The organism is Candidatus Electronema sp. PJ, assembly GCF_048287395.1.
Lineage (GTDB): Bacteria > Desulfobacterota > Desulfobulbia > Desulfobulbales > Desulfobulbaceae > Electronema.
Genome location: NZ_JBLWEO010000062.1, coordinates 1 through 13,644, shown reverse-complemented (window position 1 = coordinate 13,644; position 13,644 = coordinate 1). Strand labels below are relative to the sequence as shown.

14 protein-coding genes are annotated in these 13,644 nt (G+C 53.1%); 7 read left to right on the top strand and 7 right to left on the bottom strand.

The genetic code is table 11. The annotated features are described in order from the left end of the window. Positions 1-38 precede the first annotated feature (38 nt). The 3 genes from hcp (at position 39) to ACNKIB_RS09825 (ending at position 2,750) form a co-directional block, all read left to right on the top strand. Positions 39-1,670: a hydroxylamine reductase gene (gene hcp, locus ACNKIB_RS09835; RefSeq protein ID WP_417910373.1), complete on the top strand. Its 1,632-nt coding sequence runs from the start codon at positions 39-41 to the stop codon at positions 1,668-1,670. Between the two features lie 72 nt (positions 1,671-1,742). Next, the gene (locus tag ACNKIB_RS09830; protein ID WP_417910372.1) at positions 1,743-2,483 is read left to right on the top strand and encodes an HD domain-containing protein; all 741 of its coding nucleotides are present in this window, start codon (positions 1,743-1,745) and stop codon (positions 2,481-2,483) included. After that, on the top strand, positions 2,484-2,750 hold the full coding sequence (locus ACNKIB_RS09825) for a hypothetical protein (protein WP_417910371.1): 267 nt from the start codon (positions 2,484-2,486) through the stop codon (positions 2,748-2,750). Here the strand turns inward: ACNKIB_RS09825 and ACNKIB_RS09820 are convergent. Further along, positions 2,646-3,014: a hypothetical protein gene (locus ACNKIB_RS09820; protein ID WP_417910370.1), complete on the bottom strand. Its 369-nt coding sequence runs from the start codon at positions 3,012-3,014 to the stop codon at positions 2,646-2,648. The two genes, ACNKIB_RS09825 and ACNKIB_RS09820, sit on opposite strands and share 105 nt — an antisense overlap. 183 nt (positions 3,015-3,197) lie before the next feature. On the opposite strand from ACNKIB_RS09820, the gene ACNKIB_RS09815 reads away from it, so the two are divergent. The 4 genes from ACNKIB_RS09815 to ACNKIB_RS09800 are packed head-to-tail and all read left to right on the top strand — an operon-like array spanning position 3,198 to position 9,903. After that, on the top strand, positions 3,198-6,761 hold the full coding sequence (locus tag ACNKIB_RS09815; protein WP_417910369.1) for a PAS domain S-box protein: 3,564 nt from the start codon (positions 3,198-3,200) through the stop codon (positions 6,759-6,761). Next, positions 6,762-9,062, top strand: coding sequence for a response regulator (locus ACNKIB_RS09810; protein WP_417910368.1), 2,301 nt, complete (start codon positions 6,762-6,764; stop codon positions 9,060-9,062). Between the two features lie 59 nt (positions 9,063-9,121). Beyond that, a complete protein-coding gene (locus tag ACNKIB_RS09805; protein ID WP_417910459.1) occupies positions 9,122-9,415 on the top strand; it encodes a UPF0175 family protein in 294 nt (97 codons plus the stop codon). Beyond that, a complete protein-coding gene (locus ACNKIB_RS09800) occupies positions 9,412-9,903 on the top strand; it encodes a DUF3368 domain-containing protein (protein WP_417910367.1) in 492 nt (163 codons plus the stop codon). The genes ACNKIB_RS09805 and ACNKIB_RS09800 overlap by 4 nt, the downstream gene beginning before the upstream one ends. Before the next feature lie 115 nt (positions 9,904-10,018). Here the strand turns inward: ACNKIB_RS09800 and ACNKIB_RS09795 are convergent, their stop codons facing one another. The 6 genes from ACNKIB_RS09795 to ACNKIB_RS09770 form a co-directional block, all read right to left on the bottom strand. Next, on the bottom strand, positions 10,019-10,519 hold the full coding sequence (locus ACNKIB_RS09795; RefSeq protein WP_417910366.1) for a DUF3368 domain-containing protein: 501 nt from the start codon (positions 10,517-10,519) through the stop codon (positions 10,019-10,021). Further along, positions 10,500-10,751 carry a UPF0175 family protein gene (locus ACNKIB_RS09790; RefSeq protein WP_417910365.1) on the bottom strand — a complete coding sequence of 84 codons (252 nt, stop codon included), beginning with the start codon at positions 10,749-10,751 and terminating at the stop codon, positions 10,500-10,502. Before ACNKIB_RS09790 ends, ACNKIB_RS09795 begins: the two co-directional genes overlap by 20 nt. 270 nt (positions 10,752-11,021) lie before the next feature. Continuing rightward, positions 11,022-11,432 (bottom strand): hypothetical protein, encoded by a 411-nt coding sequence (locus ACNKIB_RS09785; protein WP_417910364.1) that lies wholly within the window; start codon positions 11,430-11,432, stop codon positions 11,022-11,024. Positions 11,433-11,871: 439 nt separating this feature from the next. Continuing rightward, positions 11,872-12,216, bottom strand: a complete 345-nt coding sequence (locus tag ACNKIB_RS09780; protein ID WP_417910363.1) for a hypothetical protein — start codon at positions 12,214-12,216, stop codon at positions 11,872-11,874. Positions 12,217-12,336: 120 nt separating this feature from the next. Beyond that, positions 12,337-12,684 (bottom strand): hypothetical protein, encoded by a 348-nt coding sequence (locus ACNKIB_RS09775; protein WP_417910362.1) that lies wholly within the window; start codon positions 12,682-12,684, stop codon positions 12,337-12,339. Between the two features lie 22 nt (positions 12,685-12,706). Beyond that, the gene (locus ACNKIB_RS09770; RefSeq protein ID WP_417910361.1) at positions 12,707-12,955 is read right to left on the bottom strand and encodes a hypothetical protein; all 249 of its coding nucleotides are present in this window, start codon (positions 12,953-12,955) and stop codon (positions 12,707-12,709) included. Between the last annotated feature and the right edge of the window lie 689 nt (positions 12,956-13,644).

Below are 13,644 nucleotides of genomic sequence, written 5' to 3'. Positions count from 1 at the left end.
ATTCTGTATACAACAACTCGTGGAGGAGACGAATAACCATGTATTGCAATCAATGTGAACAAACCGCTAAAGGCACTGGCTGTACTACGGCAGGGGTCTGCGGCAAGAACAATGAACTGGCTGACATCGAGGATGTCTTGATCTATGCCCTTTGCGGCCTTGCCTTCTTTGCCAGGGAGTCGCGGCGGCTAGGGAAGCTGGATCAGGACATCGACCGCTTTGTGATGAAAGCCGTGTTCTCGACCCTCACCAACGTCAACTTCGACCCTGATCGCTTTGCGGTCTTGATCGGCAGGACAGTAGAGCTGCGCGAGGAACTGAAAGCGCAGGTCGCGGCAGCAGGCGGCAAAGTGGACTTCTGCCACCCAGCAGCTTCCTTCCAGCCTGCGGATACGGTTGCGGGCCTGGCTGCGCAGGGTGCAGCCCTCCAGTTCATTCCCACCTTGGATAACGACGAGAACATCCGTTCCCTCAAGCAGACCTTGCTGTATGGTCTGAAAGGCATTGCCGCTTATGCTGACCACGCGGCCATTCTTGGCCAAGAGGATCCAGCTATCGGGGGCTTCATGTACGAAGCCCTGACCGCGCTGCTCATGCAAGGGCTGACCATTGAGCAATGCGTGCCGGTGGCCATGAAGGCTGGAGCCATCAATCTGCGGGCAATGGAGCTGCTTGACGCAGGCAACACCGGCACTTATGGGCATCCAGTGCCCACGGCAGTGCCGCTCGGTCATCGCAAGAATAAGTGTATCCTGGTCACAGGGCATGATCTGCGCGACTTAGATCTGTTGCTCCAGCAGACCAAAGGCAAAGGCATTGATATCTACACCCACGGCGAGATGCTGCCCACGCACGGCTACCCTGAACTAAAGAAGTACCCGCATTTCTATGGGCATTACGGCACAGCCTGGCAGAACCAGCACAAAGAGTTCCCTTACTTCCCTGGGCCGGTGCTCTTCACCACAAACTGCATCCAGAAGCCCCGCGAGGACTATCAAGACCGCATCTTTACCACCGGTCTGGTTGGTTGGCCAGGCGTGAAGCACATAGACGGCAAGGACTTTAGCCCGGTGATTGAGAAAGCCTTGGCGATGGACGGCTGGCAGGAGAATGTGGACAGAGGCACTGTGTTGGTGGGCTTTGCCCGCAACGCCGTGCTTGGGGTAGCGGATAAGGTCATCGAGGCGGTGAAGAACAAGCAGATCCGCCACTTCTTCTTAGTTGGCGGCTGCGACGGAGCCAAACCAGGCCGCGACTACTTCACCCGCTTTGTTGAGCAGGTGCCTGCGGACTGTGTAGTCCTGACCCTCGCCTGCGGCAAGTTCCGCTTCTTTGACAAGCAGCTGGGTGATATTGGCGGCATCCCGCGCCTGCTGGATGTAGGGCAGTGCAACGATGCCTACTCTGCGGTGCAGATTGCCCTGGCCTTGGCTGCCGCCTTTGGCTGTGGCGTAAATGAGCTGCCGCTGTCGATGATTATCTCTTGGTACGAACAAAAGGCCGCCGCTATCCTGCTCTCCCTGCTCTCGCTGGGAATTAAGGATATTCGCTTAGGGCCAACGCTCCCTGCCTTCATCAGCCCGGCAGTGCTTGCCTTTCTGGTCGCTACTTTCAACATCAAACCCATTGCGGCTACGCCAGAAGAAGACTTAAAGGCGATATTGGGGTAATCGACAGGCTGTAAGGGCGAATCCCTAGGTTCGCCCTTGCTTCCCTACCTAGAGCCAACGGAGGCATAGATCATGCAATGCCCTGGACAAGACAGTCGCTACTGGAGCGGCGAGGATGTATTTGAGAGCAAGTGTCCTGCCTGCGGACAATCAGTAGAGTTCTTCAAGGACGATAGTCGGCAACGGTGTCGCAACTGCGGTACGCAGGTCTTTAATCCGAAGATGGACTTTGGCTGCGCAGCGTATTGCCCTTATGCGGAACAGTGCTTAGGTGCTTTGCCTCCAGAACTGGCTGCGGCTCAGGGTGAGCTGTTTAAGGACAAGGTGGCAACCGCTCTACGCAAGTATTTCGGCAGCGACAACCGCCGCATCCACCATGCTGAGGCAGTTGCCGAGCAGGCCGAGATCATTGGCAAGGCAGAGCAGGGCGGCGACATGCAGGTGATCATGGCGTGCGCCTATCTGCATGACATCGGGATCAAGGAGGCGGAACGCAAATTCAACTCCTCTGCCGCCCGCTATCAGCACAGCGAAGGGCCGCCCGTGGCCAAAGAGCTGCTCCAGGGATTACGGGCCAAGCCAGAGCTGATTGATGAGGTCTGCGACATTATCAGCCATCATCACACGCCCCGCGAGTCAGAGACGGTCAACTTCAAGGTGCTTTATGATGCAGACTTGATCGTCAATATGGCCGAGCAGTACCAGGAAAAGCCACCAACTCAGGAGCAATTGGATCATCTTATCAACCTCATGCTTACCCAGGCCGGAGCACAGCAGGCCAAGGCTGCCTTGCAGCGATTTGTGCAGGGTTGATTGAACAGAGACCTCTTGAGCAACTCCTCAGCTGAAATTCAGCTCGAATTGTCCTCGGTAAGAAAGGAGTTCGGCTTGGCCGCAAAGGAGTTCTGCCTACTTGGAGAGGAGTTGTACTCGGCAAGAAAGGAGTCCGGCTCGGTTACAAAGGAGTCTTGCCGACTAGTAAAGGAGTTTGGCCAAGCCGCAGAGGAGTTCTGCCGACCTAGAAAGGAGTCCGGCTCGGCAGAAAAGGAGTCTTGCCGAGTAACAAAGGAGTTTGAGTAAGCCGGAAAGGAGTTTGGCTGACTTACAAAGGAGTTTGGCCGAGTACAACTCCTTTCCTACCGAGTAAAAAAGGTGCGTTTTGCCAGAGGAGAGCGTTGCCTCCTCGCCGCTGTGGTTGCCGCGCTCCTTGAAGAGCAATGCCGCCACTTCAGCAACCTGCTGAAAGGGCCTCAACTGCCCACCGCCGCCTGTCCCTTGCAGTTCTCGCTCTGTCTTTCCCTTATCCAGCTTCGTCCCCTCTTCACCCGGAAGAGTGCGGCCCATCTTTTGCTGGATCTTATTCAAAAAATTTGACTTACATTCGCCTTATAGGTTATAATACAAAAAATTATACCTTTCTTTCCTCTTCTTTGCCAAGGACCGCAGCCTGGAATGCTCAACCTGCTTTTAGATCCCTGCAGTTATTTGAAGCTGCGGGATCAAATAGTTTTTTTCGGAGCCTGCACAATGGCTGCGGTACTGCTCCTGCTCTATTGCGTCTTCAGTCTGCTCGCTGGACGGCAGGAGGACGAGCTGGCGCGCCAGCAAATCCGACGCGGCTTTTTCGTCCTCGAGCAAGCACTCCAGATGCCAGAGCAGCCTGTGCCAGCAGCGAGTCTTACTCAGGAGCTGATTAACTCTGCCGCCCTGCAAAGCGGCCTGCATATTCAGATCCTGTTGCCAGACAAGATGCTTACTACCGACGGCAGATCGCTTTGCCCTGGCACGCTCCCGAATTCACTGCCGCTGTTGAATAGTGCAAGCGAAGCCTGGTACGGTAGCCCGATTAGCCACGCACATGGCATGATGGTGCACGGCGCACGACTGCCCCTGGCAGACGGCAACCAAGCCGCGATCCTACTTGGCGTAGAGCAATCCCTCTTTAAAGAGAATGGCTTGCTCGGCATCGCCATGTTGATCGTGTTTGCCTTTGCCTTTGCCCTCTTTATCCCCATTGCCAATCTGTTTGTCCGCTATGCCGTCTCTGATCCTATCGCTGAGGTGATTGCCCGCCTCAAGAGCATTGATGATGACGATTGGCAGCCCTTAGAAGAAAAGTGTAAAACAGCGGATTTCTCCGCTCTGGCGAGAACTTTTAACGGCATGGCCGGGTTAATCCGCCAGCACAACCGGCAAGTACAGCTCTTGTCAGCAGCTGTGGAGCAAAGTCCGTCTGCCGTGGTGATCACTGACACCAGAGGACGGATTGGTTATGTCAATGCAGCTGCTGAGCGCATGACTGGTTACAGTGCAGAAGAGCTTATAGGCCGTTCAACCAGCATTTTCCAGTCTGGCCAAACGCCGTCGCTCGTTTATCGGGAAATGTGGCAGACGATCCTGCAAGGTAAAGTCTGGAAGGGCGAACTCTTGAACCGGGCGAAAAACGGTGCCCTCTTCTGGGAAGCCATTGTCATTGCCCCAATCTACTCTAACTCCATCGTCAGCAAATTCGTTGCCACCAAAGAAGACATCACGGCGCGCAAGCAGACGGGTGAACTGCTCCGGCGCTATGAGCAGATCATCTCGGCCACTGATGACCTGATGGCCTTTGCGGACTGCAACCTGGTTTATCAGGCTGTGAACACCGCCTATGTGAAAGCCTTCCGTAAGCCGCGCCAGAAAATCATCGGCAGCAGCATCGCCGAGCTGCACGGCCCGGATTATCAGTTGCAGGCCATGCAAGAGAAGCTGGAGCGTTGTCTCGCAGGCGAGGAAATTCATTATCAAGCCTGGTTCGACTTTCCGCCAGCAGGCAGGCGGCACCTGAATGTCTCGTATTATCCCTATGCCTCTGACAGCGGCCAAGTCAGCGGCATCGTCATGAGTGCGCACGACATCACCGCCCTCAAACTCCAGGAGGAGCTGTTACGAGAAAGCGAGCACCGCTATCGGCAGACCTTTGAGACCAACACCGCGATCAAGCTGATCGTTGATCCAATAAACGGCCGGATTGAAGAGGCCAACGAGGCGGCCTGTCGTTATTACGGCTACAGTCTTGCTGCCTTGTTGTCCATGCGGATCACGGATATCAACCTGCTGCCACCTGCTGAAGCGCAGGCCGTGATGGTGAGGGCGACGGAAAAAGAGCAGCTTCACTTCCAGTTCCGGCACCGTTTGGCCTCTGGCGAGCTGCGCGATGTGGAGGTCTATTCCAGCCCGTTGCAAAACGGCGGGCGAACATTGCTCTACTCGATCATTCATGATATAACTGAACGAAGAAAGGCAGAAGAGGCTCTGCGAGAAAGCAATGAGCGGCTAGCTGTGACGGTCAGCGGGGCCAGTCTCGGAACTTGGGACTGGAATATTGCAACCGGCGAAGTAGTCTTCAATGAGCGGTGGGCAGAAATTCTTGGATACCAGCTGGGGGAGATAGCCCAGCATGTTGCCACCTGGGAGAACGCCTTGTATCCGCCAGACAAAGAGCAGGTCATGCAGCAGATGAATGATCATCTCGAAGGCCGCACTCCGCTCTTCACCGCCGAACATTGCCTCCGACACAAGTCTGGCCAGTGGGTTTGGGCATTGGGTGCAGGCCGGGTCTTTAAGCGGGATCCTGAGGGTAGGCCGCTGCGAGCCGCAGGCATTCTGCTTGACATCAACGCCCGTAAGCTGGCTGAACAGCAGCTCCTGGCAGCAAAAGAACAGGCTGAGGCAGCTAACCATGCCAAGTCGGTTTTTCTCGCTAACATGAGCCATGAGTTGCGCACCCCGCTCAACGCAGTGCTGGGCTACACGCAAATTCTTTCTGGCGATCCGAGTCTGACAACGAAACAGCTCAACAGTATCCGCACGATTCACAAGTCTGGCGAGCATCTGCTGATGCTGATCAACGACATCCTCGACCTTTCTAGGATTGAGGCAGGCAAGATGGAGTTGGTAACGCGGGAGTTCCGCTTGCCGCCTTTCCTCAACGGCATTGCGGAGATCGTTCGAGGCCGGGCGCAGCTGAAGAAGATTGAGCTGATTTATGAGCCGGATGCCTCTCTGCCTGCGGTGATTGAGGCAGATGAGTTGCGGTTGCGCCAAGTTCTGCTCAACTTGCTCTCCAATGCGGTCAAGTTCACGCGGCAAGGCCATTGTACGCTCAAAGTGCAAGCCAAAGCGATTAGCCGCGACGGGGCTGTGCTGACCGTGCTTGTTGAGGACAGTGGCGTAGGCATTGCCCCAGACATGCAGAAGAAGATTTTTGAACCCTTCCGGCAGGGCGGCGAACGGCTTCAATATTCTGAAGGCTCTGGCTTGGGCTTGGCGATCAGCCGCACGCTCGTCCGCTTGATGGGAGGTGAGTTGCACGTGATCAGCCCGCTCTGCGAAAATCCGCCACTGGGTGAAGGGCCAGGCAGTCGCTTCTTCTTCAGCGTTGAGGTGCGGGTACTGCGCAGTGGAAGCGTTGCTGATATCCCTACCGAGTTCTGTAGTCACAAGAAAATCCTGATCGTCGATGACAAGGCCGTCCATCGGGCTGTACTGCGTAATATCCTCGAGAACGCGGGCTTTCAGATTCACGAACTGGCCGAACGGAGTCGTATCGCTGAAGCCTGCGAGCAGTTCCGGCCTGACGCAGTGCTGCTTGATTTTCGCCTGCCAGAGATGGGCAGCATATCGCTGAGTGGCCAGCTCCGGCAGCATCCTGAGCTGAAGGACATCCCGGTGATCGCAGTAGCTGCGCCTGAGGATGCAGAGCAGAGTGGGCAGACTGAAAAATTTGCGGCCTGCATTGTCCGGCCTTTCTCCTCTATCGACCTGCTGGCCGTGATTGCAGCCCAGCTTTCCATCCCTCTGGCGTGGCCAGAGGAGACTGCCCCGGACATCCCAGACTGGGCCTGGCCGACCGCAGAAGTGCTGGCTGATCTGGCGGCCTTGGCCCGCACCGGCGACATCGCAGGACTACTGCGTAAGGCTGCTTGGTTAGCCGAGATCGACACAGGCCGCTACAAGCCCTTTGCGGCCAAGATCGAGGAGCTTGCCGAGAATTTCCAGCTCAACCAGATCGTCAGTCTGGCCGACCACCACAAGACCCGCACCGAGTAAATGAGCGACCGCACAAAAGACCTCATCCTGATTGTGGATGACCAGCCAGCCAGCCTGAAAATTCTCCTCTCCTTTCTTCAGAATCAGGACTTTGATCTCCGCGTCCTCCAGAGCGGCGGGCAAGCCTTAGAGGCACTTTGCCATTTTACTCCTGACATTATTCTCCTCGATGTGCTGATGCCAGAGATGGACGGCTTTGAGACCTGCCGCCTGATCAAGGAACAACAGGCACTAACTGACTTTCCTATCATCTTCATGACTGCCCTGAACAGCGTTGAGGACAAGATCAAGGGCTTTGCGGTCGGCGGGGTTGATTATATCACGAAGCCCTTCCAGCAGGCCGAAGTGCTGGCCCGAATCAGCACACATCTTAAACTGAAGAACACCCAGAAAAAGCTCCGCCACCAGAAAACCATGCTGGAGGCCTTGCTCGATTCGATCCCAGATCCAATCTATTTCAAAAATTTAGAGAACCGGTATCTTGGCTGCAACCAGGCCTTTGCCCAGTTTGTGGATAAAGGCGAGCAAGACATCTTAGGCAGAACAGATGAGGCCGTACTGCCGCCGCAGCTGGCCGCCGCCTTCCATAGTCGGGATGAGGTAATGCTGGCCGAATGCACAGCAGAGCGCAGCGAAGAGACCGTCATCTGCCCAGACGGCAGTACAGCTCTGTTTGATGTCCTGAAAAGTCCTTACATCGGCCCTGATGGCGGCCTACTTGGGCTGATCGGCATCTGCCGAAACATCACAAGTCTGAAAAAAGCAGAACGGGAGGTAGAGGAAGAACGAGAGCGGTTGAGCGTCACCCTTCATTCCATTGGCGACGGCGTGATTGCCACGGATGTCTGCGGCAAGATCAGCTATTTAAACAAGATGGCCGAACAGCTTACCGGCTGGAGCTTCGCTGAGGTTGCAGGCAGGCCTTCTGCTGAAGTGTTCAGGATCGTCTGCGAAAAAACTGGGGCAGCCTGTGCCGACCCAGTCCGCAAGGTGCTGGAACAGGGCAAGCTGGTTAATCTCGATAACCACACGGCCTTGATCCGCAAGGACGGTAGTCGCTTGAGTATTGCTGATAGCTGCGCCCCGATTCGTGATCGAGAGAGTTTGATCATCGGCACGGTGATCGTTTTCCGCGATGTAACTAATGAGCGGCGGATGATTGAGGAGATGATCAAGATTAAGAAGCTAGAGTCAGTTGGTCTGCTTGCTGCTGGCATCGCCCATGACTTCAATAACATCCTCACCGCCATTCTCGGCAATATTGAACTGGCAGGCTCCCGCATCAATGCCGAGGACAAGCAGACCGCAGCTTTGCTCATGGATGCGCAAAAGGCTGCTGGCCGAGCAGCAAAGCTAACCCGGCAACTCTTAATCTTTGCCAAGGGCGGCGAGCCGGTTAAGGAGACCACAGACTTGTCTGAGTTGGTGCAAGAATCGGCAGATTTCGTCCTGCACGGCTCTCATGTCTCCTGCGAATACAGCATTGCCGACAATCTCTGGCTGATCAATGCCGATAGCGGCCAGATCAGCCAGGTGATTCAGAACATCATTCTCAATGCCAAGCACGCCATGCCGAAAGGCGGCAAAATCCAGATTGCCTGCACCAATGTCGAAGGCACAACAGAGATTGCTATGCCGACCAGCCTGCACCAGGGCCAGTTTGTCTGCATTACCATCCAGGATTTCGGCTCTGGTATTGCCCCAGAGATCATGGACAAGATCTTTGACCCCTATTTCAGCACCAAACCAGATGGGAATGGCCTTGGTCTGGCGATCTGTCATTTCGTCATCAAGAAGCATGACGGGTGGATCACTGTACAGTCAGAGCTAGGCCAAGGAACCACCTTTTCTATTTACCTGCCTGCGGCGCAGACTGCCGAGCTAGTGGCAGCTCAAATCGGCAAGGAAAAGGCAGCAACCCAGAAAAAAGCCGCAAGGATCATGGTGATGGACGATGACCGGATGTTGCGTGAGCTAGCCAAGGCTCAACTCCGCTCTCTCGGTCATGAAACAGTGCTGGTGGCAGATGGCGAGGAAGCCATCACCACTTACCAACAGCTGCGAGAGAGTGGCAGCCCTGTTGATCTCGTGATTATGGATCTGACCATTCCTGGCGGCATGGGCGGCAAGGAGGCAGCGCAATTGCTCCTGAAGGACGACCCCGCAGCCCGGCTGATTGTCGCCAGTGGCTACTCCAACGACCCAGTGCTCGCTGAATACAAGAAGTACGGCTTTCGGGCCGCCGTAGCCAAGCCTTTTAGCCTCAAAGAGCTGAACCGAGCTATCGCTGCTGCTCTTTAGTTAGACTGTATCTGTTGAGGCGGCATCTGAGACCGGAACTTTCATCAGGGGAAAAAAGAATGGAAACAGTCAAGGCTGTCATAACTATATCAACAGATTTGTATTCATCGCTTTCAAGTTTTGGCCTGACAAAGGAAAGGCTTGTTAGCGATTCGAGAAAACTCCTTGCGCTGAAATACTTTCAAGCAAAACTTTTGTCCACAGGAAAGGCGGCGGAGCTTGCCGACATGTCGAGATGGGATTTCATCGAGTATATGAGCAGCAGCAATGTTCCAGTCATAGATTATGATGAAGAGGAGATGGCCAGCGAATTTGCTGCGGCGGATAAGGTTGCGCAGGCTTTGCTGTCATGAAAGTTGTTGTCAGCGACTCCACTGTTCTCATCGGTCTGTCCAAAATAGACTGTCTTTTTCTCATCAAAGAGATGTTTCAGGAGATTTATGTTCCTGAAGCGGTGTTTCGTGAGGTGACGGAGGATGGCTGGCCGAGGCCGGGCGCGGAAGCTGTCTACAATGCCGCGTGGATATTGCGGAAGCAGGTCAGCGACCGGACGGAAGTTCATTTTCTAATGACGGTGCTTGAAGAGGGCGAGGCGGAGGTTCTTGTGCTGGCGAAAGAGCTTCAGGCTGACCTGATTCTGCTGGATGAGGACAAAGCTAGAAAAAGCGCGGCGCGGGCGGGGTTCAGCGTCATGGGTGTGATCGGCATTTTGATCGCGGCAAAACGGTTAAATTTAATTGCATCGGTGCGAATTCATATAGAGAAGCTGCAAAGAGAACGGTTCAGGATCAGCGAACGGGTTGTGAATATGGCGTTGCAGCAGGCGGGAAAGCTTGCATGACACCACGCGATCACACAAGGTGGAAAAGAAACAGCCCTGAATCCTGAGCAAGGGGATTCAGGGCTGCACCTTTTCTTCCGCTTCGGCCCAGATTCAGCTGGCCGTATAAGCTCCATCATTCCTCCGCTTCCTTCAGCACCGCCTCAAGCAGCTCTTTGCGGATGTAAATCCCGTTTGCAATCAATGCCTCAAGATGCGGCCTGATTCGTTCTGTCAAACCTCGCCGCTTGGCCCGCAGCAGCAGCCCAACCGTGCCAATCTGCTTGATGCCCAGCCGTTCGGCAATCTTTCTCGCCCGCGAATCATCCAGCAAGACAGTGCAGCCTTCTGTGGTCTGCGCCAATGCGATGGCCTGCGCCTCGCCCGCATCCACCAGAATGCTCAAGGGCTTGACCAACTGCGGATCAGGCTCTTGGATGACAAGCCATTCCGCTCCCCGCACTTTGTCTGCACCGGGAAGATGCCTGCCGCGAACAGTCACCTCGTTCCATACTTCCGGCGGCACAAGAATCTTGGCAAAGAGGGCGGGCAGTAGTTCAAGCTGATCAATTTTAGCCAGACCGATCAGCGGACCGCTGTCGGCAACTGCGGCAACATCACGCATTCCGCAACTCATCCTCAATCTGCCCGTCATCAAGATTGATGGCAGGAATGCCCATCCTCCCTATTTCCTCCATGAAATAGAGCTTGCTCATTTCACAGAGCTGGGCGGCCTTGCCCAAGGAAAGGCGGCCCAGCTCAAACAGTTTCACCGCCAGAAGAAACCGCAGCTGCTGCTCAAGCGTCTCTTTTGACTGGCCGGTGGAAATTAACAGATCATCGCTGTAGGGTATGGAAAGCGTCTGCATGGCTGCTGCCTCCTCATTGCTGTTTTCCTTGGAACCTCCTCATTGAGGTTTCCAGCAATCCGTAAGTTACCTTTTACGCCTAAAAAAGCAAGGAGCCTGCCCCGTTTTTTTCATTGAAGGCGCATTATTAACCTGCCAGAAAGCGGGTTGATTTGTGCAAGCTCTTGCTAACCAAATGTACTGCATGGAAAAGAGGCCAGGCAAGGTGGAAAAGAAACAGCCCTGAATCCGGCATATAATTCAGGGAAATGATTTTTCCTCATTTGAGTCTTAGTTGATATATTGCTTAGGGTCTGTCTCTAAGACAAATATGATGAGTGTAAAATTCATAAAATTGAATCTGTAAACAGGAACGATTGACGGCTTAATTTTACGTAGTATGAATACAAAAGGATCGCCAATCGCCACCATAGCTGAACATATTACTGGAAATATCCAAACGAGTGGAACGCCCAAGTCGTTTAAAAATGCCATAAAGAGACCTAAAGGTAGTGCTCCAACGAAATACATTACAGGAAATATCAAGTAAGCTACTGACTGGCTAAACGGCTGTCCTGAAAGCATCATCAATATCATGATCAGAGGGCCAGCGAATAAGCTTCTAAGGAAGTTAATCCACAATGTTTCTTTCCACATTATCTTCCTGAAGTCCTTCCTGAAGGAGAAGTTGCTATTTCCCATGTTCTTATCTCGCCTCGCTATTGTGCTCGTAGTTGAACTTCCAAGTTTTGGATTTCCTGTTCTTGTCGCCGAATCTCTTCCTGTGTAGATCTTTTTTCTCTCGGATCTTTTTCGCTTCTCAGTCTGCTGCGTAATCCAGCAACTAAAGCCTTTTTGTTGGCAATGTCCGCCTTGACTTTCTTCAGATAACCTGCGTCACTCGTTGGATGTCCTCCTGATTATTTGCAGGATGATTTGCATCCTGCAAATATTATTTCATGGTGATCAAACTTTACCGGTTCCGCTGCATACATTACATCTCAGTTTTCCAGTTCCATCGCAATGACTGCACCTTTTTTTTGGGAGTGCCGCACTCCCCCCTTCCGTTGCATTTTTTACAGGTTATGTACCCTCGCCCATTACATACTTTACAAGAAGAAGCCATTTTGAACCTCCATTGTTAGATTTCGACTATCTCTTCGCCGCCAAAAGTAGCCATAACAAGCAGTAGATCTTTAAAATCTCTACATGCTTCTTTTATAACTTCTTCGTTGTTTAACAATGTTGCTACATCCCACACTTCTGTTGCGTGGCCTTGAACTAAACTACTTGCTGTAATTCCTGGGATTTTCTCGTCGTTCCCCTGTCTCCATGTCAAGACATAATCGTTTACTTTGTATTTATCTATTAACTCCTGCTCTTCTTGGCTTATTTGCACTTTGCAGTAAAGGCTGAAGGTCATACCCTTGTGCCCGCCAAACAGACCTTTTTTCGCAGATTGATCTCTTTTTATAGTCAGCTTCATAATCCCTCCGTTGCTACATGAATCTAGTATCGTTATAAAAACGCAACACATTTCTTTGTCCGCACATTCCCCACGCAGGGGCGAAAAATCTTCCGCCCCTGCGCATTACCACGCCGCCCTTCACGCCGTCCCATTCTCCTTCGCCTTCGGCCTGCTCCGCTCGCTCGCCCTTGTTCCGCCAACCATTTCGTATTCCGAAGAATCCGCACCGAAGATTCCCTTGACCACTGCCCGCGCCTGCACGATGTAATCGCTCGCTGCCTCGGCCTTTTCCCCTTTGATGTTGACTAGCCGCTTCCGATTCGCATTGAGCGTGTCCAGCTCGCTGACCGCTGTTTCCAGTTCAACAATCCTGGCCTCCATCCCCGCAGCTGAAATTTCAGGCGGCAGCCCCGCACCTATTGCCGCCAAAGCCTGCTCCACCTCTCTCGCCTCTTGAAGCAGCTTGGGAATGCTGTTCGTCAGCATGATCGCATCCTCCTGATTCTTTTCATCTGCATCCCACCGTGAAGAATCGGCTGTCGTCAACGTATTCCGAAGAATCCTCGCCGAAAATCTCCTTGACCACCGCCCGCGCCTGCACGATGTAATTACTCGCCGCCTCGGCAATCTTCCTCTTGAGATTGACTAACCCAGTCCGATCCACATTGAGCGTGTCTAACTCGCCGATCACTGTTTCCAGCTCGGTAATCCTGGTCTCCATCTCTGCACCTATTTTGGGAATACTGTTCGTCAACATGATCGCATCCTCCTGATTCTTTTCATCTGTATCCCGTCATAAAGAATCGGCAGGCGTAAGTTTTCCTGCGCCCTCTGGATTCTTTCCTGCGGGCCTCTGATTTTCCCCTGCAAGACCTTGATTCTTTACTTCCAGCACCTGCGATTGAAAATCAACCGCCTGCAACTTTATCGCAAACTCATGCAATAAAACATCATCCTCGCGATTTCTTCCTGCAACCGCCCGTGATAAAGACATCGCGCCATGCCCAGCTCATCCTGCTGCATACATTGCTGACTTTTCTTATGCAAAAAACATGCCAGCACCTCTTGAAAAAAGAAGCTGTACCGCAATATTGCATTCTGCCGTTTATTTTATCTTGCCGTTAAAAATGAGAATTATTTTTTCGCAGAAAGAATCGGATACTTTTTACTCAATCAGATGGAACAGGTGGGTATTTTTTACTCAGCGGTTCGGTTTGGAGGCCTCCACTTGACTTGGATGGCGTGGTTGCTCTATATAGATCAACTCAAAAGAGTTGCACATTAGGTGTGTCTAGCATAGACTGGTGAGTCAAGTACCACCGGCAAAGCCGGTGGCTTGAGATTCTGAACCGCTCAAAGCGGTTAAACAACTTGAGCTGCCTGAAGGCAGCCGCTATTCAAACAGGTTGAGCTGCTCAAGACGCTGATCTTCCTGCTCCTGAGCTT

Excerpts from the sequence above, each read along its gene's own strand:
- ACNKIB_RS09830 (WP_417910372.1), top strand. The coding sequence starts at position 1,743 with ATGCAATGCCCTGGACAAGACAGTCGCTACTGGAGCGGCGAGGATGTA.
- ACNKIB_RS09800 (WP_417910367.1), top strand. The coding sequence starts at position 9,412 with ATGAAAGTTGTTGTCAGCGACTCCACTGTTCTCATCGGTCTGTCCAAA.
- ACNKIB_RS09785 (WP_417910364.1), bottom strand. The coding sequence starts at position 11,432 with ATGGGAAATAGCAACTTCTCCTTCAGGAAGGACTTCAGGAAGATAATG.
- ACNKIB_RS09770 (WP_417910361.1), bottom strand. The coding sequence starts at position 12,955 with ATGTTGACGAACAGTATTCCCAAAATAGGTGCAGAGATGGAGACCAGG.
- ACNKIB_RS09775 (WP_417910362.1), bottom strand. The coding sequence starts at position 12,684 with ATGCTGACGAACAGCATTCCCAAGCTGCTTCAAGAGGCGAGAGAGGTG.
- ACNKIB_RS09795 (WP_417910366.1), bottom strand. The coding sequence starts at position 10,519 with ATGAGTTGCGGAATGCGTGATGTTGCCGCAGTTGCCGACAGCGGTCCG.
- ACNKIB_RS09820 (WP_417910370.1), bottom strand. The coding sequence starts at position 3,014 with ATGGGCCGCACTCTTCCGGGTGAAGAGGGGACGAAGCTGGATAAGGGA.
- ACNKIB_RS09790 (WP_417910365.1), bottom strand. The coding sequence starts at position 10,751 with ATGCAGACGCTTTCCATACCCTACAGCGATGATCTGTTAATTTCCACC.
- hcp (WP_417910373.1), top strand. The coding sequence starts at position 39 with ATGTATTGCAATCAATGTGAACAAACCGCTAAAGGCACTGGCTGTACT.
- ACNKIB_RS09810 (WP_417910368.1), top strand. The coding sequence starts at position 6,762 with ATGAGCGACCGCACAAAAGACCTCATCCTGATTGTGGATGACCAGCCA.
- ACNKIB_RS09805 (WP_417910459.1), top strand. The coding sequence starts at position 9,122 with ATGGAAACAGTCAAGGCTGTCATAACTATATCAACAGATTTGTATTCA.
- ACNKIB_RS09780 (WP_417910363.1), bottom strand. The coding sequence starts at position 12,216 with ATGAAGCTGACTATAAAAAGAGATCAATCTGCGAAAAAAGGTCTGTTT.
- ACNKIB_RS09815 (WP_417910369.1), top strand. The coding sequence starts at position 3,198 with ATGGCTGCGGTACTGCTCCTGCTCTATTGCGTCTTCAGTCTGCTCGCT.